This window comes from Mesorhizobium sp. WSM4819, assembly GCF_055811215.1.
Map to the genome: position 1 here is coordinate 260,716 of NZ_JBVVQO010000002.1, position 21,845 is coordinate 282,560.

Annotated in this window: 19 protein-coding genes; 10 read left to right on the forward strand and 9 right to left on the reverse strand. The window is 64.6% G+C overall.

The window, feature by feature from the left end; all coding sequences use genetic code 11:
- Positions 1-5: 5 nt before the first annotated feature.
- On the forward strand, positions 6-479 hold the full coding sequence (locus tag AC0L18_RS03335; protein ID WP_077376998.1) for a VOC family protein: 474 nt from the start codon (positions 6-8) through the stop codon (positions 477-479).
- 279 nt (positions 480-758) lie between these two features.
- On the opposite strand, the gene AC0L18_RS03340 is transcribed toward AC0L18_RS03335, so the two are convergent.
- A complete protein-coding gene (locus AC0L18_RS03340) occupies positions 759-2,351 on the reverse strand; it encodes a peptide chain release factor 3 (protein WP_287207701.1) in 1,593 nt (530 codons plus the stop codon).
- A gap of 137 nt (positions 2,352-2,488) precedes the next feature.
- Between AC0L18_RS03340 and AC0L18_RS03345 the strand changes: the two genes are divergently transcribed.
- A complete protein-coding gene (locus AC0L18_RS03345) occupies positions 2,489-3,565 on the forward strand; it encodes an NAD(P)/FAD-dependent oxidoreductase (protein WP_473490602.1) in 1,077 nt (358 codons plus the stop codon).
- On the opposite strand, the gene AC0L18_RS03350 is transcribed toward AC0L18_RS03345, so the two are convergent.
- The 3 genes from AC0L18_RS03350 to AC0L18_RS03360 all read right to left on the reverse strand — a co-directional run bounded on the left by AC0L18_RS03350 (position 3,559) and on the right by AC0L18_RS03360 (position 6,169).
- Positions 3,559-4,932, reverse strand: a complete 1,374-nt coding sequence (locus AC0L18_RS03350; RefSeq protein ID WP_473490603.1) for an amidase — start codon at positions 4,930-4,932, stop codon at positions 3,559-3,561. The two genes, AC0L18_RS03345 and AC0L18_RS03350, sit on opposite strands and share 7 nt — an antisense overlap.
- Before the next feature lie 168 nt (positions 4,933-5,100).
- A complete protein-coding gene (locus AC0L18_RS03355; protein ID WP_473490604.1) occupies positions 5,101-5,901 on the reverse strand; it encodes a class II glutamine amidotransferase in 801 nt (266 codons plus the stop codon).
- 13 nt (positions 5,902-5,914) lie between these two features.
- Positions 5,915-6,169 (reverse strand): DUF6356 family protein, encoded by a 255-nt coding sequence (locus tag AC0L18_RS03360; RefSeq protein WP_473490605.1) that lies wholly within the window; start codon positions 6,167-6,169, stop codon positions 5,915-5,917.
- Positions 6,170-6,284: 115 nt separating this feature from the next.
- Between AC0L18_RS03360 and AC0L18_RS03365 the strand changes: the two genes are divergently transcribed.
- The 6 genes from AC0L18_RS03365 to AC0L18_RS03390 all read left to right on the forward strand — a co-directional run bounded on the left by AC0L18_RS03365 (position 6,285) and on the right by AC0L18_RS03390 (position 10,798).
- Positions 6,285-6,755, forward strand: a complete 471-nt coding sequence (locus tag AC0L18_RS03365) for an Lrp/AsnC family transcriptional regulator (protein WP_473490606.1) — start codon at positions 6,285-6,287, stop codon at positions 6,753-6,755.
- 84 nt (positions 6,756-6,839) lie between these two features.
- On the forward strand, positions 6,840-7,325 hold the full coding sequence (gene dut, locus AC0L18_RS03370) for a dUTP diphosphatase (protein ID WP_023803741.1): 486 nt from the start codon (positions 6,840-6,842) through the stop codon (positions 7,323-7,325).
- Positions 7,325-7,981, forward strand: a complete 657-nt coding sequence (locus tag AC0L18_RS03375; RefSeq protein ID WP_473490607.1) for an HAD family hydrolase — start codon at positions 7,325-7,327, stop codon at positions 7,979-7,981. Before dut ends, AC0L18_RS03375 begins: the two co-directional genes overlap by 1 nt.
- 85 nt (positions 7,982-8,066) lie before the next feature.
- Complete coding sequence (locus AC0L18_RS03380; RefSeq protein ID WP_473490608.1) at positions 8,067-8,915, forward strand: hypothetical protein; 849 nt, start codon at positions 8,067-8,069, stop codon at positions 8,913-8,915.
- A gap of 69 nt (positions 8,916-8,984) precedes the next feature.
- A complete protein-coding gene (locus AC0L18_RS03385; RefSeq protein WP_473490609.1) occupies positions 8,985-9,788 on the forward strand; it encodes an isocitrate lyase/PEP mutase family protein in 804 nt (267 codons plus the stop codon).
- A gap of 14 nt (positions 9,789-9,802) precedes the next feature.
- Positions 9,803-10,798 (forward strand): proline racemase family protein, encoded by a 996-nt coding sequence (locus AC0L18_RS03390; protein WP_473490610.1) that lies wholly within the window; start codon positions 9,803-9,805, stop codon positions 10,796-10,798.
- A 100-nt stretch (positions 10,799-10,898) separates the two neighbouring features.
- Here AC0L18_RS03390 and AC0L18_RS03395 read toward each other — a convergent pair whose 3' ends face one another.
- Positions 10,899-11,594, reverse strand: a complete 696-nt coding sequence (locus tag AC0L18_RS03395) for a sulfate transporter family protein (protein ID WP_473490611.1) — start codon at positions 11,592-11,594, stop codon at positions 10,899-10,901.
- Between the two features lie 194 nt (positions 11,595-11,788).
- On the opposite strand from AC0L18_RS03395, the gene AC0L18_RS03400 reads away from it, so the two are divergent.
- Positions 11,789-12,781: an adenosine kinase gene (locus AC0L18_RS03400; protein WP_473490612.1), complete on the forward strand. Its 993-nt coding sequence runs from the start codon at positions 11,789-11,791 to the stop codon at positions 12,779-12,781.
- A 17-nt stretch (positions 12,782-12,798) separates the two neighbouring features.
- Here AC0L18_RS03400 and AC0L18_RS03405 read toward each other — a convergent pair whose 3' ends face one another.
- Positions 12,799-15,078 (reverse strand): NADP-dependent malic enzyme, encoded by a 2,280-nt coding sequence (locus tag AC0L18_RS03405; protein ID WP_128244462.1) that lies wholly within the window; start codon positions 15,076-15,078, stop codon positions 12,799-12,801.
- A 142-nt stretch (positions 15,079-15,220) separates the two neighbouring features.
- Between AC0L18_RS03405 and mutS the strand changes: the two genes are divergently transcribed.
- The gene (gene mutS, locus AC0L18_RS03410; RefSeq protein WP_473490613.1) at positions 15,221-17,971 is read left to right on the forward strand and encodes a DNA mismatch repair protein MutS; all 2,751 of its coding nucleotides are present in this window, start codon (positions 15,221-15,223) and stop codon (positions 17,969-17,971) included.
- 24 nt (positions 17,972-17,995) lie between these two features.
- On the opposite strand, the gene AC0L18_RS03415 is transcribed toward mutS, so the two are convergent.
- Genes AC0L18_RS03415 through AC0L18_RS03425 form a run of 3 tightly spaced genes read right to left on the reverse strand, consistent with a single transcriptional unit; the run spans position 17,996 to position 21,820 of the window.
- Positions 17,996-18,841 (reverse strand): aldo/keto reductase, encoded by an 846-nt coding sequence (locus AC0L18_RS03415; RefSeq protein ID WP_473490614.1) that lies wholly within the window; start codon positions 18,839-18,841, stop codon positions 17,996-17,998.
- A 32-nt stretch (positions 18,842-18,873) separates the two neighbouring features.
- The gene (copM, locus tag AC0L18_RS03420; protein WP_473490615.1) at positions 18,874-19,275 is read right to left on the reverse strand and encodes a CopM family metallochaperone; all 402 of its coding nucleotides are present in this window, start codon (positions 19,273-19,275) and stop codon (positions 18,874-18,876) included.
- Positions 19,276-19,318: 43 nt separating this feature from the next.
- Positions 19,319-21,820 carry a heavy metal translocating P-type ATPase gene (locus tag AC0L18_RS03425; RefSeq protein WP_473490616.1) on the reverse strand — a complete coding sequence of 834 codons (2,502 nt, stop codon included), beginning with the start codon at positions 21,818-21,820 and terminating at the stop codon, positions 19,319-19,321.
- Positions 21,821-21,845 lie beyond the last annotated feature (25 nt).

Genomic DNA, 21,845 nt, shown 5'->3' on the forward strand with positions numbered 1-21,845 from the left:
AGAAAATGCAAAAGATCACCCCCTGCCTGTGGTTCGACGACCAGGCCGAGGAGGCCATGAACCATTACATCTCCATCTTCAAGAACTCGAAGGTGCTGAGCGTGATGCGCTGGCCCAAGGGCAGCGGCGACAATGAGGGCAAGGTGCTGGTGACCTATTTCGAGCTCGACGGCGTGCAGTTCCAGGCGCTCAACGGCGGGCCGCAATTCAAGTTCACCGAGGCAGTCTCGCTCTCCATCGACTGCAAGACGCAGGAGGAGGTCGACTATTTCTGGGACCGGCTCATCGAGGGCGGTGGCGAGCCCAGCCAGTGCAGCTGGCTGAAGGACAAATTCGGCGTCTCCTGGCAGGTCGTGCCGGAGCAATTGCCTAGGCTGCTGCAGGACCCCGACACCGAAAAGGCCGGCCGTGTCATGCAGGCGATGATGCAGATGACCAAGATCGACATCGCCAAGATCGAAGAGGCTGCCAGGGGGTGAGCGAGACGCTCCCGACAGGCGATCTTTGCCCGATTTTGGGAATATCAACTGCCGAAGTCGGCGCCGCCCCTCACCTGCCTGCCGGCATCCTCTCCCCGTATAGTGACGGGGAGAGGGGCGCTCTCATACATGATTTCGCCAATTACCCACGTTGCAGGAAGGGCGTTGGCGTTGCGGCAATCCCCCTTCTCCCCGTCACCATACGGGGAGAAGGTGCCGGCAGGCGGATGAGGGGCGGCGCAACGCGCGAGTGTGATCTTGGCGGCCATACGGCAACGGTCAAGCCGCCTTGTCGCGGACCTGGTAATCCTTGACCGCGGCGAAGCGGATCGCCTTCCAGCGCTCGGCCTCGTAGTTGAGCGAGAAGGCGTGCTGGGCGAGGAACACCGGATCGTTGTCGAGGTCGCGGGCGATGTCGCCGCGATGCGCCTCGATGAAGCGATGCACCTCGGCCTTGTCGTCGGCCGATATCCAGCGGCAGACGGAAAAGCGCGACATCTCGAAATCGACCGGCAGCGTGTATTCGATATTCAGCCGCTCCTTCAGCACGTCGAGCTGCAGCGCACCGACGACGCCGACGATTGCCGGCGAACCGTCTTCTGGCGAGAACAGTTGCACGACGCCTTCCTCGGCCATCTGGTGCAGCGCCTCCTTCAGCTTCTTGGCCTTCATCGCGTCGCCGAGACGGACGCGGCGCAGGATTTCCGGCGCGAAATTCGGCACGCCGCGGAACAGGATCTCCTCGCCCTCGGTCAGCGTATCGCCGATGCGCAGCGTGCCGTGGTTGGGGATGCCGACGACGTCGCCGGCAAAGGCCTCGTCGGCGGTGACGCGGGTGCGGGCGAAGAAGAATTGCGGCGCCGACAGGCTCATCGGTTTTCCCGTGCGCACCAGCTTGGCTTTCATGCCGCGCTCGAGCTTGCCCGAGCAGACGCGGACGAAGGCGATGCGGTCGCGGTGGTTGGGATCCATGTTGGCCTGGATCTTGAAGACGAAGGAGGTCATCCTATCCTCGGTCGCCTCGACCTTGCGGGTGTCGGCTTCTTGCGCGCGTGGCGGCGGCCCGTAGGCACCAAGCGCCTCGATCAGGTCGCGCACGCCGTAATTGCGGAGCGCCGAACCGAAATAGACCGGCGTCAGATGGCCCTCGCGGAACGCACCGATGTCGAGCGGACGGCAGGCTTCGCGCGCCAGCTCCAGCTCCTCGATGAAAGCCTCGCGCTCGTTCTCCGGCAACAGGCCGGCGACGCGGTTGGAGTCGGGACCGTTGACTGGCGTGCGTTCTTTCTCCGCGTCGCCCTTGCGCACGGCATTCAGCGCCAGATGATAGGTGCCGGAAAAGGTCTTGCCGCGGCCGATCGGCCAGGTGATCGGAGCGGTGTCCAGTGCCAGCTTCTGCTCGATCTCGTCGAGGATCTCGAATGGGTCGCGGCTTTCGCGGTCCATCTTGTTGACGAAGGTGATGATCGGGATGTCGCGAAGCCGGCAGACCTCGAACAGTTTTAGCGTGCGCGGCTCGATACCCTTGGCGGCGTCGATGACCATGACCGCCGCATCGACCGCCGACAGCGTCCGATAGGTATCGTCGGCGAAATCCTCGTGACCGGGCGTATCGAGCAGGTTGAAGACATTGTCCTCATACTCGAAGGTCATCACCGAGGTGACGACCGAAATGCCGCGCTCGCGCTCGATCTTCATCCAGTCCGACCGGGTCTGGATGCGATCCTTCTTGGCCTTGACCTCGCCGGCAAGCTGGATGGCACCGCCGAACAGCAGCAGCTTTTCGGTCAGCGTCGTCTTGCCGGCGTCCGGATGCGCGATGATCGCGAAAGTGCGGCGGCGCGCCACCGCGTTCGTGATGTCTTCAGCCAATTTGTGGAATCCCATGTGGTGCGCGGGCTTCTAGCAGCGCTTTTGCAGCCTGTCGAACAATTTTGGGCGGTTTGCCCGGCCTTGAGATAGCTCCGCCGCAATGGCATCAACAGAGGCGGTTCGATAAAGGTCCATCCATGAGCGCAGCCAAGCACGTCATTGTCGTCGGCGCCGGCATCATCGGCGCGTCCATCGCCTGGCATCTGGCGAAGGCTGGCGCGAACGTGACGATCGTTGCCGACAGCGGTGCGGGCGGCGTCGCCACGCCGAATTCCTTTGCCTGGATCAATGCCAGTTGGGGCAATCCAGAGCCGTATTTCCGGCTGCGTACCCGTTCGATGGCCGAGTGGACGCGGCTTGCTCATGGCGTGCCCGGCATTCCGCTCGCCTGGTGCGGCGGCCTGTGCTGGGACCTGCCGCTGGCCGAGCTTGAGGCCTATGCCGCCGAGCATTCCGCCTGGGGCTACGGGATCGAGCGCGTCGACCGCGCGGGAGCCGCACGTATAGAGCCCAATTTGACCGAGCTTCCCGACTTCGCCCTTCACGTCGCTGGGGAGGGCGTGGCCGAACCGGTCGCGGCCACGCAGACACTGCTGGCCGACGCCGAGCGACTTGGCGCGCGGGTGATTACCGGCACGACAGTCACCGCGCTGATACAGACCAATGGCAGGATTAGCGACGTCGATACATCAGGCGGACGGATTGTCGCCGACGAGGTGGTGATCGCGGCCGGCGCCGGCTCTGCGGCAATTGCGGCGACGGCCGGGCTAAAACTGCCGATCGAGACGCCGCCCGGCCTGATCGTCCATTCACGCCCGTACGAAAAGCTGCTCAACGGCCTGGTGATCGGCGACCGGCTGCACATGCGCCAGACTGCCGAGGGGCGCATCATCGCCGGCTCGGATTTCGGCGGCGCCGATCCGGGCATGGATGCCGAAGCCACAGCCCGCGACCTGTTTGCGGCGATGAAGAGCATGCTGCGCGGCGCCGACCGGCTGGAACTGGATTTTCACACCGTCGGCTATCGGCCGACGCCGATCGACGGCTTTCCGATCATCGGACGGGCTCAAGGCGTGAGCGGCCTCTATGTCGTGGTCATGCATTCCGGCATCACGCTGGCGCCTGCCGTCGGCCTGTTCGCCGGCCGGGAAATACTGGACGACGCGCGCGATCCGCTACTTGAGCCCTATAGGCTAACGCGGTTTGCTCAATAGCCGGGCGGACGGCGAAAACCGCCGCTCAGCGGCGCTATCGCCCTGGCGATGCCAAGCAGCCGCGATTCTGACCAGCGACGGCCGACCAGCTGCAGGCCGATGGGCAGGCCGTCGCGGTCCTGCTCGCAGGGCATCGACAGTGCCGGGTGGCCGCTGTAGTTGAACACCGCGCCATAGGCTGGCAGCAGCCAGTAGCTCTGCTCCCTGTCATCGACTTTAATTGGTGTTCCCGGCTCGCAATGCGGAAAGGCCGTGGTCATGGCGACGGGACAAAGCAAGACATCGCAACCTTCGAAAAACCGGTCCCAGGCAAGGATTGACTGGTCGCGGTGGGCGAGCGCTTCGAACCAGCGCGAGACCGGTGTCGGTTCTTCTGGCGGCTCCGGCTGCGCAGCCTCCAGCATCATGCCGATCAGCGCGCCGCCTTGCGTCAGATCGTCATGCAGGCCGAGCGTCGGCAGTCTTGCTTCCTCGACGACTGCCCCCGCAGACTTGAGTTGCTCGGCCAGACTTTCGACCGCGGCCCTGATCTCGCCGGCTACCGGAAAACCCGGAAAGGCCGGCGCGAAAGCGATGCGCAGGGTCTTGAGATTGAACTCAGGCATGTCCTCGACCAGCACCGGGGCAAGGTCGGTGTCGCTGCCATCCGGTCCTGCAATGATCCTCAGGATCAGCGCCAGATCTTCGACGTTGCGGGCCAGCGGACCGATGCAGGACATCAGCCGTACGCCGCGCGGTACCCCACCGGGATCGGGAAAGGCGCCGGCCAGGGAGACGCGATGCTCGGTCGGCTTGAGGCCGTAGACGCCGCAGAAGGCTGCCGGCAGGCGGATCGAATCCTGCATGTCGGTGCCGAGTTCGAATGGCGTCATGCCCGCGCAAAGTGCTGCCGCCGCTCCCCCGCTGGAACCGCCGGCGGTGCGCGATAGATCCCACGGATTACTGGTGCGGCCGAACAGCGGGTTGTTCGACTGCCAGTCGCCCAGCATCGTTGCGACATTTGTCTTGCCGACCAGCACGCCGCCGGCCGCCTTCAACCTGAGAACGACCGGGCTGTCTTTTCTCGCCACATAGTCGGCAAAAGGCGGGAAGCCGACCGTCGTCTTCATCCCCAGTGTTTCGTGAGTGTCCTTCAGCGTGAACGGCACGCCGTGCAGCGGCCCGAGAGCGTTGCCGCGCGCCTGCGCTTCGTCGGCCTTCTTCGCGCGAGCGCGAGCCCCTTCCCTATCGAGCGTGACGACCGCGTTGACCGCCTCATTATGCCTGTCGATCTCAGCCAAATGCGCGTCCAGCGCTTCCACGGCGGAAATCTTGCGGTCGCGGATCGCGGCAGCCAAGTCTCTGGTGGAGGAAAAGACGAGGTCCATGACCAATGCTCCGGCTTGCTAGCGGCGCCAGCCTCACCAAATGGCGGACTACGGCGCGTCTTCAAGCCGAGTTCAGCATTCGAGGACAGGTGGTGCTTGATCGGAATTGCGCTGCGAGGGTCTGTTGAGGGGGCGCTGTCCCGCGATGTTGCCGCGATAGCGAGGGAGCTACACGGCCAGCGCCAGTCTTGCCAGTTCCGGCGCAAATGGACGAGTGGTCATGCCGTCTCTGGTAATGGTGACGAAGCTAGAGGGCGAGATCGGCTGCCAGTCGCCGCCATCACGGTCGAAAGGCTCCGACATCAGGCATCGCCCGCCGCCGTTGCGGAAGACGGAGGTGTAGAGCGTCGGCGCGTGGGAATCGGTCGCATAGCGCACCGCATGGAGCGATTCGCCGTCCGACAAGGCGGCGGTAAGTCTCAGCGCCGGTTCGAGGCCGGCGCGGCGCGAGGCGTCGATCACCCGCGCCGTAGCGCGCGACACCGCGCCTTGCGGATCGCCCGCCAGACCCTCGTCGATCATCAGGAGAAAGAAAAGTTCGGAATCGGTGGTGCCCTCGCGCCGATCGAAGACATCGTCGGAGAGCGTGTTTTCCAGCGCGCGGCGGATTCTTTCAAAGCCGCCGATCTGGCCGTTGTGCATGAACGACCAGCGGCCGGCAGTGAAGGGATGACAGTTCATGCGGCTGGTGGCGCCGCCGGTCGAGGCGCGCACATGCGCAAGGAACAGGCTGGACCTGATCTGCCGGCACAGGCTCTTCAGATTGGGATCGGACCAGGCCGGCAGGATGTCGCGATAGAGACCCGGTTCGGGCCGGTCGCCGTACCAGGCGAGACCAAAGCCATCGCCATTGGTCGGCGACTTGGCTTCCTGGGCGCAATGACTCTGGGCGATCAGCGAATGGCAGGGCGCCGTGACGATGTCTTCGAGGAAAACCGCTTCGCCAAGGTAGGCCGCCCACCGGCACATCGCTTAATCCCCCTCAGGCGCGATCCATGAAAGCCGCATGCTCCTTGATCGCGTGTGTGCCTCTGTTGTGCGTGCGCTCATAGAGCTCGCGGATGATTCGGCTGGCCGTAGTCTCAAACAGAAACGGCAAGAAAGCGTGAATGAGTGCGGCGAACGCTGCCATGAACAGACGCGAGCAGAACCACGCCGCGAAAGCCATATGGCTGAAATAGGTCTCGCCCACCTTGGCCGGGTGAGAGGTAAAGAGCCTTGCAAGCCGTGTCGTCATGGTGATCCCTCCTGGCTGGGTAAGCCCCCGATGCTGAGTATTCTGGCACAAGCTTTCGGTTCATCGGTCCCAAATCATCCTTGTGGTTGGCCAATTATTGGGACAAACATCCCACATGCCGCTGGAAATCGATGAGATCGACCGAAGATTGCTGGCCGAACTGCAACGCGACGGCACGCTGTCGGTCGACCAATTGTCGGAAAGAGTGTCGCTGTCGCGCAACGCCTGCTGGCGCCGCGTCAAGCGGCTCGAGGAAGACGGCGTCATCACCGGCCGGGTGGCGCTGGTCGATGCCGACAAGCTTGGCCTTGGCCTTTCGGTGTTCATCTTGGTCCGGACCTCCAATCATGATCCGGACTGGCTGCAAAAATTCCGGGCGGCAGTGAGCGTCTTTCCCGAGATCACCGGCGTCTACCGCATGTCCGGCGACCTCGATTATGTCTTGCGCGCCCGCGTCGCCGACGTGAAGGCGTATGACCGGCTCTATCAGCGACTTATCGCCAAGGTGGCGCTGTCGGATGTTTCGGCGTCCTTCGTCATGGAGGAAATCAAGGAGACGACCATCGTCCCCGTAGAACTGCGCTGAAACGGAACTGCGCTGAAAGAAAGCCGTTGATAGTCTGGCCGCCGAGTTGACTGAATCGGCGTTGATAGCGATAGGATCAGCCTCATGCGCGCAGCACTCTACACTTCCTCCGTCATCGGTCCGGCCGTCGGCTTCATCAGGCTGCCGCACGGTGAAGGCCTGCCGCTTCCCGCCTATGAAAGCCCGGGCGCCGCCGGCATGGATCTGCGCGCCGCGGTGCCGGACGACCGGCCGCTGCTGATCCTGCCGGGAAAACGCGCGCTGGTGCCGACCGGGCTGATCCTGGAGATCCCGGAGGGGGTGGAAGGCCAGGTCCGGCCACGCTCGGGCCTCGCCTTCAAGCACGGGCTTACCTGCCTCAACACGCCGGGCACCATCGACAGCGACTATCGCGGCGAGGTCAAGGTGCTGCTGATCAATCTTGGCGACGAGGATTTCGCGGTGACGCGCGGCATGCGGATCGCGCAGATCGTCTTCGCCCCGGTGACGCAGGCGACGGTCGATGAGCGCAGCTTGGCCGGCGGAACGACGCGCGGCTCCGGCGGCTTCGGATCGACCGGCACGGCCTGATGTCGCTACCCAAACTCGTCATCTTCGATTGCGACGGGGTTCTGGTCGACACCGAGAACCTGGCCAATCGGCGCCTTGCCGAATGGCTCAGCGCCGCCGGATACCCGGCAAGCTTCGAATATTGCCGCAAGAACTTCTCCGGCCGCGCCATGGTCTCGGTGCAGAAGGAAGTCGAGGCGACCGGCGCCAGCCTCGGCGCCGATTTCGTCGACCGTTGGAACGCCGGTCTGCCGGACCTGTTCGCGCATGGCGTCGAAGCCGTCCCCTATGTCAGGCAGTTCATCGAAGCCGTGCACGCTGCCGGCATCGCAACTTGCGTCGCTTCGTCGGCGCGGGTGAGTAAAATGCATATCACGCTCGGCCAGACCGGGCTGCTGCCGCTGTTCGAGCATGCACTGTTCAGCTCGACCATGGTTTCGCGCGGCAAGCCGTTTCCCGACCTGTTCCTGCATGCCGCAAGCACGATGGGCTTCGCGCCCGCCGACTGCATCGTCATCGAGGACAGCGTCGCCGGGACATTAGCCGGCATTGCCGCCGGCATGCGCGTATTTTCCTACTACGGCGACCCGCGTTCCGACCGCGACGGCCTGACCGAGGCCGGCGGCATCCTGTTCGACGACATGCGCGAGCTGGCCGGGCTGGTGCCGATCCCCTGATCTGGTCTTCAGGTTTTTATCCGGCTGGACGCGCCAAGCGCCCATGCTAGCTTGCCAATGCTCGACAGTGGGAGGCGCCCAGCCTATGAACTCGATCCTGTTTCGCTTCACCCTCGCCTGCTTGCTGCTGCCGTGTCTGTGGGCCGCGGCCGGCGCGCAGGGCGTCAGCTTCCCGGACCTTCGCAGCACCGTCCCCGGCTACGAGAACACGACCTATCTCGACCTCGCCAGGATGGTCATTCCCGATCTGGCGGCGGACAAGGATGGCTTCTACCGTGGTTCCATGCCGATCGAGATGCGCCATATCGAAGGTGGGGATAGCGGTGGCTCGCCGCAGGAAACGTCGGGCTTTTCGGATGCTGGCGTGCTCCAGATCAGGGCCGGCGGCAAGGAGCGGCTGGCCATGCTGTTCGACCTCGGCAGTTCCTCCGACAGCGCAGAGGGCTTTGCGGTGCTGGCGCTCTACGATCTTGCCGGCAAGCCGAGACTGCTCGACGCTGTCAATGTCGCCGTCGACCGGAGCACCTATTTCCGCGATCCGGGCAAGCTTCCGATCGGGCCAGGCGATGACGTCATCATCACCCTGAGCACGCATTTCAATTCGAGCCAGGGCTATGTGAGCACGCCGCTGATCCTGGTCCGCGACGACAGGTTCGAGCTGATCGACATGATCTCTACGTTCGACGAGTCCCTGTGTGCCTACAGGCGCACGCAGGAGTTGGCGTTTCAGACCGTTGCGGAAGGCCAGCCCTATGCGGCCATCAAGGCGACGGTGACCGATGCTACCATGCCGAATGGCGAAAGCTGCGACGATGCGGCGCCCGAGGCTTCCTCGCGCGACATCTCCGTCACCTACCATTGGGACGGGACCGCATACGTCAAGGGGTCCGACGCGCTGGACAAATTGGCAGGAGAGAACGCCGATCGCTTCTGACCCAATCGCATTCGTTTGCCCGGCGGGCAGTGGCGGGATAAAATGCGCTTCGCACTCTGGGGAGCATCCATGGACAAGGGCAAAATCTTTCGCGACCTGCACAGTTCGATCTTCGTCATGCCCAACCCCTGGGACGTCGGCACGACGAAACTGCTGGCCTCCTTCGGTTTCAAGGCGTTGGCGACGACCAGCGCCGGCTTTGCCTTTTCGCGCGGCCTGCCCGACGGCGCGGTGACCTTCGAGGCGATGATCCACCACTGCCGCGAGGTGACCGCGGCGACCGGCCTGCCGGTCTCGGCCGACCTCGAGAAGGGCAAGGGCGACAGCGCGACCAGTGCCGCGGAAACTGTCTTCGCAGCCGAGGCGGCAGGCCTCGCCGGCTGCTCGATCGAGGACCACACCGGCGAGCCCGACAAGCCGATTTATGATTTTTCGCATGCCGTCGAGCGCGTCGCTGCTGCAGCGGAGGCGGCACGGGCGCTGAAGCATGACTTCGTCTTCACCGCGCGGGCCGAGAATTTTCTGTGGGGCAGGCCAGACATCGACGACACGATCAAGCGGCTGCAGGCCTTCGAGAAGGCCGGCGCCGACGTGCTCTACGCACCAGGCCTCGGCGATATCGAGACGGTGCAAACCGTCTGCTCGGCTCTGACCAAGCCAGTCAACGTCATGGTCAGGCCCGGCTTCACCGTCGCCGATCTTGCCCTGGCAGGGGTCAAGCGCATTTCGCTCGGGCCCTGGCTGACCAATTACGCCTTCGGCATGCTGGAAACGGCGGCGCGTGAGATCCAGCAGGACGGCACCTTCGGCTTCACCCGTACCGCCATGCCGTTCGGCAAGCTGCAGGCGTTGTTTGCCAAATCTTCAGCTTAGATGGGGCCCAACGCATGAAGCTCAGCGTCGTCGACATGCACACCGGCGGCGAGCCGCTGCGGATCGTCACCGGTGGCTACCCAAGGATTCCTGCAGAAACGATCCTGGAAAAACGCGCCTATGTGCGCGATCACCTCGATCATCTCAGGAAGATCCTGATGTTCGAGCCGCGCGGCCATCACGACATGTATGGCGCGCTGCTGGTGGAACCCGATCTGCCCGGCGCCGACCTCGCCGTGCTGTTCATGCACAATGAGGGCTATTCGACGATGTGCGGCCACGCCATCGTCGCGCTCGGCCGCTACGCCGTCGACGAGGGACTGGTGGCGCGGCAGGACCCGCTGACGACAGTCAACATCGAGGCGCCGTGCGGACTGGTCGTCGCCTCGGTCGAGGTGCAAGATGGCAAGGCCGGTGCTGTATCGTTCGAAAGCGTGCCGGCCTTTCTGTTCGCCCGCGACCAGCAGATCGAATTGCCGGGCTTCGGGGCAATCAGCTTCGACATCGCCTATGGCGGCGCCTTCTATGCGCTCGCCGATTGCCGCCAGTTCGGGCTGGTGTTCGGCGAAAACCGCGTGCGTGATTTCGTCGATGCGGCGACGGCGCTGACGGAGAGGCTGAAGAAAGTATTCCCGCTGTCGCATCCGGATCATGCCGAACTTGCCTTTCTCTACGGCACCATCCTGACCGACGGACAGGACGCATATTCCGATAGCCCGACCAAAAACATCTGCGTCTTCGCCGACGCCGAGGTCGACCGTTCGCCAACCGGATCGGGCGTCGCCGCGCGGCTGACGGCAATGCATGCCAAGGGCGAAATCGCCGGCCAGACGCGGGTGTTCGAGAGTGTTGCGGGCTCGCGCTTTTCCGGCAGCGTGGCAAGGACCTCGAAAGCCGGGCCGCATGACGCCATCATCGCCCGCGTCGGCGGCCGCGCCTTCTACTGCGGGCGGGCCGAATTCATCGTCGAACCCGAGGACGAGTTGGGACGTGGTTTTCTTTTACGTTAGCGCCGGCCCCGAGAAACGGAACCGAGCGTACCGTTGGGTACGCCCCGGAAGCGCAGGCCATCGGCATTCGCAGGCCGGCCTCACCTGAGCATCAGCACTCCTACGCTGCTTCCCGCGCCGAGATCGCCTTGTGCAGGTGCACCATCATGGCGGCGGCGAACAGCGGCGTCAAAAGGTTGAGCAGCGGCACCGCGAGGAAGGCAGCGACCACCAGCCCGGCGAGAAACACCGTGACGGCATGTTTTTTGCGCAATGCCCGGGCCTCGGCCTCCGGGCGAAAGCGCATGGCGGCGAATTCGAAGAATTCGCGTCCCAGCAGATAACCGTTGACGATGAAGAAGGCAGCGATGTTGATGCCCGGCACCAGCAGCAGCAGCAAGGCCACGATGTTGCCGAGGATGACGACGCCGAAGAATCTTATCGCCAGCACCAGCGAGCGCAGCGCCGGCATGGCGCGGCCGGGCGGGTCATTGGGATAGTCGGTGCGCTCGACCAGTTCGGCGGCGTCGTCGAGGAACAGGCCGGCGATGATCGCCGTCACCGGCGCGATCAGCAGCGCCAGACCCAGCGCCAGACCGATCCCGGCGACGATGACGCCCAGCCATCCGGCCCAGGACGGCAGGGCGGGCAGCCATGCGTCGATCCATGGCCAGGCCAGCCATTCGAACAGGCCCTCGATGGCGAACCAAAGCGCGGCGAGCGCCAGCAAGGTCAGGCCCAACGTTTTTACGAACACCGAGCGGAATTCGGGCGAGAACAGCTGGCTGGCGGCGGCGCGGGCGGCGCTGGAGATCACGGCGTTTCCAATTCCATGTTGAACATCTGCGAAATAAGCGGAGACACGAGAAGTCACAAGCGCAACCAAGGGCGCAACCACGTGCGGCGTCACGCCAATTAAAATCACGACCTAGGCAAAGCCGCATCAAATCGCTAGACCCGCCCGCGGCCGGCATGCCAGAAAGCCGGTGGTTTTTCGCGGAGACATGATTGATGCCGAACTATGACGTGCTTTGTATCGGTAATGCCATTGTCGACATCATCGCCCAGTGCGACGAGGCATTCCTTGAGACAAACGGCATCATCAAGGGCGCGATGAACCTGATCGACACGAGGCGCGCCGAGCTGCTCTACAGCCGCATGGGCCCGGCCATCGAAGCCTCCGGCGGCAGCGCCGGCAACACGGCGGCGGGCGTCGCCAGCTTCGGCGGTCGCGCCGCCTTCTTTGGCAAGGTCTCGAACGACACGCTCGGCGAAATCTACGCCCATGACATGCACGCCCAGGGCGTCGCCTTCGACACCAGGCCGCTCAAAGGCGAACCGCCAACGGCGCGCTCGATGATCTTCGTCACGCCGGACGGCGAGCGCTCGATGAACACCTATCTCGGCGCTTGCGTCGAGCTCGGTCCTGAGGATGTCGAAGCGGACAAGGCGTCTGGCGCCGCCGTCACCTATTTCGAGGGCTATCTGTGGGACCCGCCGCGCGCCAAGGAAGCGTTCCGGCAGACGGCGAAGCTCGCCCATGCAGCCGGGCGCGAAGTGTCGATGACATTGTCGGATTCGTTCTGCGTCGACCGCTACCGCGACGAGTTTCTGGAGCTGATGCGCTCGGGCACCGTCGACATCGTCTTTGCCAACAGCCACGAGATCAAGTCGCTCTACCAGACCGCCTCCTTCGACGAGGCGCTGGCCCAGATCCGCAAGGATTGCAAGATCGCCGCCGTCACCCGCTCCGAAAAGGGCTCGGTCATCGTGCGCGGCGACGAGACCGTCACCATCAATGCGACGGAAATCCGCGAGCTGGTCGACACCACCGGCGCCGGCGACCTCTATGCCGCCGGCTTCCTCTACGGCTACACGCAAGGCCGCAGCCTGAAGCATTGCGGCGATCTCGGCTCGCTGGCGGCCGGGCTGGTGATCCAGCAGATCGGGCCAAGGCCGCGGCAGAATTTACGCCACGAGGCTGAGCAGGCAGGCCTGATTTAGGAAGAGGCGCTCGCTCCTCAGGCCCCCGCCGTATATGCGGCAATCGCCGCCATGTTGACGATGTCGCTGTCCTTGGCGTTGAGCGAGACGATCTGAACCGGCTTGTCCAGGCCGACCAGCAGCGGGCCGATAACGGTCGAGCCGCCGAGCTCCTGCAGCATCTTGGTCGAGATCGAGGCCGAGTGAAAGGCCGGCATGATCAGCACATTGGCCGGGCCGGTCAGCCGGATGAACGGGTATTGCGCCATGGCGCGTGCGCTGAGCGCCACGTCGGCGGCCATCTCGCCGTCATATTCGAAATCGACGCGCCGCTTGTCGAGGATGCGCACCGCTTCCTGGATGCGTTCGGAGCGCTCGCCCTGCGGATGGCCGAAGGTGGAATAGGCAAGCATGGCCAGCCGCGGCTCATAACCCATGCGGCGGGCAAAGCCGGCGGCCTCCTCGGCGATGTCGGCGATCTGTTCGGCATTCGGCATATCGTGCACGGCGGTGTCGGCGACAATCACGGTTCGGCCCCGCGCCAGCACGATCGAGGCGCCGATGACACGGTGGCCGGGCTTGGCGTCGATGATGCGGCGGATGTCGTCGAGCGCCGTCGAGTAGTTGCGGGTGACGCCGGTGACAATGCCATCGGCATCGCCCAGCGCCACCATGCAGGCGGCGAAATGGTTGCGGTCATTGTTGATCAGGCGCTGGCAGTCGCGAAACAGAAAACCCTTGCGCTGCATGCGCTCGTACAGATAGTCGGTGTAGACGCCGTTGCGGCGCGACAGCCTGGCATTGATGATCTCGATGCCTTGCTTGTTCAGTTCGATGCCGGCGTTCCTGGCATTCTCCTTGATGATGTCGTCGCGCCCGAGCAGGATGGCGGTGCCGAGCCGCTGGTTCACATAGGAGACGGCGGCGCGCATCACCTGCTCCTCCTCGCCCTCGGCGAAAACGATGCGCTTGGGCTGGCGGCGCACGCGGTCGTAGATTCGCTGCAGCGTCGAGGCGATCGGATCGCGGCGGGCGGACAGCTCCTGCGCGTAGCGGTCGAGGTCGAGGATCGGCTTGCGCGCGACGCCGGATTCCATTGCGGCCTTGGCAACCGCGATCGGAATGGCCGAGATCAGGCGCGGGTCGAACGGCACCGGGATGATGTAGTTGGGGCCGAATTTCGGCCGCATGCCCTGGTAGGCGGCGGCGACGTCGTCGGGCACATCCTGGCGCGCCAGTTCGGCGAGCGCACGCGCCGCGGCGATCTTCATGTCGTCATTGATGGTGGTCGCCCGCACGTCCAGCGCGCCGCGGAAGATGTAAGGGAAGCCGAGCACGTTGTTGACCTGGTTCGGATAGTCCGAACGGCCGGTGGCCATGATGGCATCGGCGCGGATTTCGGCGACTTCCTCCGGCGTGATCTCCGGATCGGGGTTGGCCATGGCGAAGATGATCGGCTTCTCGGCCATGGACTGCACCATCTTGGTGGTCAGCGCGCCCTTGGCTGAGAGGCCGAGGAACACGTCGGCACCGTCGAGCGCCTCGGCCAGCGAGCGCGCGTCGGTCTTGACGGCGTGCGCCGACTTCCACTGGTTCATGCCTTCGGTGCGGCCCTGGAAGACGACGCCTTTGGTGTCGCACAGGATGATGTTTTCGGGCGCAAAGCCCATTGCCTTCATCAGTTCGATGCAGGCGATGCCGGCGGCACCGGCGCCGTTGCAGACCATTTTGGTGGTCTTCATGTCGCGGCCGGTGATTTCCAGCGCGTTGATCAGGCCGGCCGCCGAAATGATGGCGGTGCCGTGCTGGTCGTCATGAAAGACCGGTATGTCCATAAGTTCGCGCAGCCGCTGCTCGATGATGAAGCATTCCGGCGCCTTGATGTCTTCCAGATTGATACCGCCGAACGACGGGCCAAGGAAACGCACGCAATTGATGAACTCTTCGGCATCCTCGGTGTCGACCTCGAGATCGATCGAATCGACATCGGCGAAGCGCTTGAACAGCACCGCCTTGCCTTCCATCACCGGCTTGGCGGCCAGCGCGCCGAGATTGCCGAGGCCGAGGATGGCGGTGCCGTTTGAGATGACGGCGACCATGTTGCCGCGCGCCGTGTAGTCGAAGGCGCGGCTGGGATCCTCGGCAATGGCAAGCACCGGAACCGCGACGCCCGGCGAATAGGCGAGGCTGAGGTCGCGCTGGGTGGCCATCGGCTTGGTGGCGACGATCTCCAGCTTGCCCGGGCGGCCCATGGCGTGGAATTCCAGCGCCTCCTGCGCGCTGACGGAGGGGCCGTTGCTTTCGGTTTTCTTGGCCATGATGCTTTCGATTTCCTCACCCGTGCAGCACCTCGTTGAGACGGGCGCGATGCTTTCTTTTGTGGAACGTTCGGGATTAAGGCTACACTTCGCCGCTGTAAACCGCCAAGCAGATGGCTTGGCAAATTTTGGAAGCAACTTCTTGAACGACGAAACGCCCATTCGCAGCGACAGCGCTACGCCGGCCTTTGCGCCAGCAACGCCGATGATGGAGCAGTATATCGAGATCAAGGCGGCGAACCCGGATTCGCTGCTGTTCTACCGCATGGGCGATTTCTACGAGCTGTTCTTCGACGACGCCGAGAAGGCGAGCCGGGCGCTCGGCATCGTCCTGACCAAGCGTGGCAAGCACCAGGGCCTCGACATCCCGATGTGCGGCGTGCCGGTGCATGCCGCCGACGATTATCTGCAGAAGCTGATTGGACAAGGGTTCCGCGTCGCCGTCTGCGAGCAGATCGAGGATCCGGCAGAGGCGAAGAAACGCGGCGGCAAATCGGTGGTGCGCCGCGACGTGGTGCGGCTGGTGACGCCCGGCACCATCACCGAGGAGAAATTGCTGGCGCCGTCGGAATCGAGTTTCTTGATGGCACTTGGCCGGGTCAAGGGCGGGGCCGATCCAATAGGCGGGGAGCGCGGCAGCGCGACACGGAACCAAGGACGTTTTGCGCTGGCTTGGATCGAGATCTCGACCGGCGCATTCCGCGTTGCCAAGACGACCGCCGACCGGCTGCTCGCCGATGTCTTTCGCGTCGACCCACGCGAGCTGATCGTCGCCGAGCCGGTGTTTTACGATCCGGAGCTGAAACCGGTGTTCGATGTGCTCGGCCGCGTCGCCAATCCGCAGCCGCCGAGCCTGTTCGATTCGGCGTCGGCCGCCGGGCGCATCGCCCGTTTCTTCGAGGTGGCGACGCCGGACAGTTTCGGCACGTTTTCCCGCGCCGAACTGTCGGCGATCTCGGGCGCCATCGCCTATGTCGAGAAGACGCAGAAGGCCGAGCGACCGCCGCTGTCGCGGCCCGAGCGCGAGGAGCAGGGTTCGACGCTGTTCATCGATCCGGCGACACGCGCCAATCTGGAACTACTGCGCACGCTGTCCGGCAGCCGCGAGGGCTCGCTGTTCAAGGCGATCGACCGCACGGTGACCGGCGGCGGCGCGCGGCTGCTCGCCGACCGGCTGATGGCACCGCTGACCGATCCGGCGGCAATTGGCGCAAGGCTGGATTCGGTGTCGTTCTTCCGGTCCGAGACACGGCTGTGCCAAGCGGTGCGGGCGAGCCTGAAGAGCGTCGCCGACATGCCACGCGCGCTGTCGCGGCTGGCGCTCAACCGCGGTGGCCCGCGCGATCTCGGCGCGCTGCGTGCCGGGTTCGAGGCCGCCGGCGCTATTGCCGAACTGTTTGGGGCGACCGCCCTGTCGCCAGAATTGGCGGCGGCGCTGGCGGCGATCGAGGCGCTGCCGCGCCCGCTGGCCGAGCATCTGACACGGGCGCTCGCCGACGAGCTGCCGCTGCTCAAGCGCGACGGCGGCTTCGTCCGTTCCAGCTACAACGCCGAGCTCGACGAGATGCGGGCGCTGCGCGATGAATCGCGCAAGGTGATCGCCGGGCTGGAGCGCTCGCTGATCGACGAAACCGGCATCCGCTCGCTGAAAATCCGGCACAACAATGTGCTTGGCTACTACATCGAAGTCACCGCCAACAACCATGCGATCATCACGAGCAGCGACGGGGCGAAGGCGCGCTTCATCCATCGCCAGACCATGGCCAACGCGATGCGCTTCACCACGACCGAACTGGCCGAGCTGGAATCGAAGATCGCCAATGCCGCCGACCGGGCGCTGGCGATCGAGCTTGCCGCCTTCGACAGGCTGACGGCGGAAGCCGTTGGCGAGGCGGACAAGATCCGCGCCGGCGCCGAAGCACTCGCCGTGCTCGACGTGTCGGCGGCACTGGCGCTGCTTTCCGAAGGCGAGGCATGGTGCCGACCCATCGTGGACGCGAGCCTCGCCTTCGCCATTTCGGGCGGGCGGCATCCGGTGGTGGAACAGTCGCTGCGGCGTTCGGGCGAAGGACCGTTCGTCGCCAATGATTGCGATCTGTCGCCGGAAGGCAATGCCAGAAACGGCGCGATCTGGCTGCTGACCGGCCCGAATATGGGCGGCAAATCGACCTTCCTCAGGCAGAACGCGCTGATCGCCATCCTCGCCCAGACCGGCTCGTTCGTGCCGGCGGCATCAGCCCATATCGGCGTCGTCGACCGGCTGTTTTCACGTGTCGGCGCCTCCGACGACCTGGCGCGCGGCCGTTCGACCTTCATGGTCGAGATGGTCGAAACGGCGGCGATCCTCAACCAGGCCGGCGAACGCGCGCTGGTGATCCTCGACGAGATCGGCCGCGGCACCGCCACCTTCGACGGCCTGTCGATCGCCTGGGCGGCGGTCGAGTATCTGCACGAAAAAAACCGCTGCCGGGCGATTTTCGCCACCCATTTTCACGAAATGACTGCGCTGGCCAGCAAGCTCGCTCGACTGCACAATGTCACCATGCGGGTCAAGGAATGGGAAGGCGACGTGGTCTTCCTGCACGAGGTCGGCAAGGGTGCCGCCGACCGCTCCTACGGCGTGCAGGTGGCGCGTCTGGCCGGCTTGCCGGAGGCGGTGGTCGGGCGGGCCAGGGAAGTGCTGCACCAACTGGAAGCTGGCGAGGTTTCGGGCAAGGCCAACCGGCTGGTCGACGATCTGCCGCTGTTTTCGGTGGCGGTGAAACGGGAAGCGCCGAAGCCGGTGAAGGACGATGCACTGGGCGCCGCGCTCGGCGCGATCAACCCCGACGAGATGACGCCGCGGGAGGCGCTGGAGGCGCTGTATCGGCTGAAGGGGATGGCGGGGAAATAGCTGGGCCTCGTCCGCTCCCATCCCTCAAATCATCTGCAGGCCCTGCTTGCGCCGCGGCGGCGGGAAGGCGCGGTCGATTTCGGCGAAATCCTCACGCGTAAGCTCGATGTCGAGCGCCGCGACATTCTGGCGGATATGCTCCTGCTTGCTGGCCTTTGGAATGGCGATGACGCCGTCCTGTGCCATCACCCAGGCCAGCGCCAGCTGAGCCGGCGTCGCATCGTGGCGGGCAGCGATGGCTTCGAGGCTGGCGTTGCGCGCCAATACGCCCTGGTCGACCGGCGAATAGGCCATCAGCGGAATGCCACGCTGCCGGCTCCAGGGCGCAAGGTCGAATTCGGGGCCGCGCTGGGACAGATTGTAGAGGATCTGGTTGGTCTGGACGCCGTCGCCGGCCGGCAGGCTGACCAGTTCCTCCATCTCATGAGTGTCAAAATTGCTAACGCCCCAATGGCGGATCTTGCCGGCTTTTTTCAACGCTTCGAAGGCCTCGACCGTTTCCGCCAGCGGCACGCTGCCGGGCCAGTGCAGCAGATAGAGATCGATGCGGTCGGTGCGCAGATGCCTGAGGCTTGCCTCGCAGGCAGCCGGCACGCCGGTGCGCGAGGCGTTGGATGGCAGCACCTTGGAGACCAGGAACACCTCGTCGCGGCGCCCGGCAATAGCATCCGCCACCACTTCCTCGGCGCCGCCGCTGGCATACATTTCGGCGGTGTCGATCAGCGTCATGCCGAGATCCAGCCCAAGCTTCAGGGCATTGACCTCATCGGCATGGCGGCGGGCGTCCTCGCCCATTTTCCAGGTGCCTTGACCCAGCACGGGAACGGCTTCGCCCGAGGGCAATGTTGTGGTTCTTATCGTTGACGGCATGGCGTGCTCCAGTCGAGGCCCGATGGCTGATGCTACTTCACCGGATGGGCGGCCAGCCAATCCTGCATCCGCTTGATCTCGGCTTCCTGCGCCGCGATCACCGTTTCGGCCAGCTTGCGCATTTCCGGATCCTTGCCATTGGCAAGCTCGACCTTGGCCATGTCGATAGCCGCCTGGTGATGCGGGACCATGCCGCGGGCGAAATCGACATCGGCATTGCCGGAATATTCGATCGCCGTCATCGCGGTGTGCATTTTGTCCATCGCCGCCTTGTAGCTGTCGGTCGAGGCACCCTGCGCGCCCATCGCCCCCATGTCGTGCGCCCCCATGTCGTGTTTCGTCTCCTGGGCTTGCGACGGAATGCTTTCCAGGAAAACGGCAAGCAGCATTCCGGCCGCCATCAGCAGCAGCACGATCTTCTTGGCCAACGTCATTCATGATCTCCTTTTTGAACGAGTTCCTATCTGGGGACCTGGCTCAGAGTTTCAACGTCCTGAGCCGCAACGCGTTGGTGATCACCGAAACCGAGGACAGGCTCATCGCCGCTGCCGCCAGCATCGGCGACAACAGTGTGCCGGTGAGCGGATAGAGCACGCCGGCGGCGACCGGCACGCCAAGCAAATTGTAGAGGAAGGCGAAGAACAGGTTCTGGCGGATGTTGCGGATCGTCGCCTGGGCGAGCGTGCGGGCCCGGACGATGCCGTTGAGATCCCCCTTGACCAGCGTGATCCCGGCGCTTTCGACCGCGACATCGGCGCCGGTGCCCATGGCGATGCCGACATCGGCGGCGGCCAGCGCCGGCGCGTCGTTGACGCCGTCGCCGGCCATGGCGACGCCGCCGCTGGCGCGCAACTCCTCGACCAGCGCGCTCTTCTGTTCCGGCAGCAGGCCGGCACGCACCTCGTCGATGCCGAGTTTGCTTGCGATGGCCTTCGCCGTGCGATCGTTGTCGCCGGTCGCCATGATGATCTTCAGGCCGCGCTCGTGCAGCGCCTTGATCGCCTCTGATGTCGTCGCCTTGATCGGGTCGGCGACGGCGACGATGCCGGCGGGTTTGTTGCCGACGGCGACGAACATCGCGGTCTTGCCCTCGGCCTGCAGCGCCTCGGCGCTGGTCGAGATGGATGCGATATCGATGCCGAGATCAGCCATCATCGCGGCGTTGCCGAGCGCCACCTTCTGTCCCGAGACCGTGCCGGAAACGCCCTTGCCGGTGACCGCCTCGAAATCGCCGGCGTCGGGAATCTTTACCCCGCGTTCCCGGGCGCCTTCGACGATCGCCTCGGCCAGCGGATGCTCGGAGCCTTTTTCGAGGCCGGCGGCAAGTGCCAGCAGATCATCGTCCGCTATAGCCTCGGCAGCGACGACGTCCGTCAATCTCGGCCGGCCTTCGGTCAATGTACCGGTCTTGTCGACGATCAGCGTGTCGACCGAGGCAAAGCGTTCGAGCGCCTCGGCGTCCTTGATCAGCACGCCGGCATGCGCGCCGCGCCCTGTGGCGGTCATGATCGACATCGGCGTGGCAAGGCCCAGCGCGCAAGGACAGGCGATGATCAGCACCGAGACCGCCGAGACGATGGCAAAGATCAGGCTGGGTTGCGGCCCGAAGATCGCCCAAGCGATGAACGCAACGATTGCAATCACGACGACGGCCGGGACGAAATAGAAGGAGACGCGGTCGGCCAGGCCCTGGATCGGCGCGCGCGAACGCTGCGCCTTGGCGACGAGCGCGACGATGCGCGCCAGCGTGGTTTCGGCGCCGATCCTCTCGGCGCGCATGATCAGCGAACCGTTCTTGTTGAGCGTGCCGCCGGTGAGGAGGTCGCCTTCAGTCTTTTCGACCGGCAGCGGCTCGCCTGACAGCATCGATTCGTCGATGGAAGAGCGGCCTTCCAGCACGATGCCGTCGACCGGCACGGCATCGCCAGGGCGGATGCGCAGGCGGTCGCCGGCCTTCACCGCGTCGAGCGGCACGTCGTTTTCGGAACCGTCCTCGCCGATCAGCCGCGCCGTCTTCGGCGCGAGGTCGAGCAGCGCGCGGATCGCCGAGCCGGTTTGTTCACGGGCGCGCAGTTCCAGCACCTGGCCGAGGAAAACCAGCGCCACGATCACGGCGGCCGCCTCGAAATAGACCGGCACCGTGCCCTGATGACCGCGGAACTGGTGCGGAAACAGATTCGGGAACAGCGTGGCGGCGACGCTGTACAGATAGGCCGCACCAACGCCGAGCGAAATCAGCGTCCACATGTTGGGGCTGCGGTTGAGAACCGATTCCCAGCCGCGATGGAAGAAAGGAAAAGCCGCCCACAACACAACCGGGCTGGCCAGTGCCAATTCCACCCAGGTCTTGGTCGAATCCCCGATCAAGGCGCTAAACGTCAGGCCGAGCATCGGCGCCATGGCGAAGATCAGCAATGGCCCCGACAACACAGCACTCACCCAGAAGCGCCTGGTGAAATCGACCAGTTCCGGGTTCGGACCCTCATCGCCGGTCGGTACGCCCATCGGCTCCAGCGCCATGCCGCAGATCGGGCAGGCGCCTGGCTTGTCGCGGACGATTTCGGGATGCATCGGGCAGGTGTATTGCGTGCCTTTCGGCATCGCCTGCGGCTCCGGCCTGTCGCCAAGATAGTTTGCCGGCTCCGCCTCGAATTTCGCCTTGCAACCGGCCGAGCAGAAATAGAAGCCCTGGCCTTCATGCCGGAAAAAGTGCTTCGCCGTGGCGCGGTCGACATGCATGCCGCAGACAGGGTCGGTGGCGGTAATATAGTTTTCCGGCTGGGCCGCGAACTTCGAACGGCAGCGCTCGCTGCAAAAACGATAGAGCTGGCCGCCATGCTCGGCTGTCGGCTTGCCGGCCGCCGGATCGACGGTCATGCCGCAGACCGGATCGCGAATGACCGCGTTGGCGACGGACGGAGCAGCTTTTGGCGAGCAGCAGCCGCTATGCGCGTGATGGTCGTGGCCGGAATGGGTCATGCGGAAGGCCTCTCTGTCTCGAACT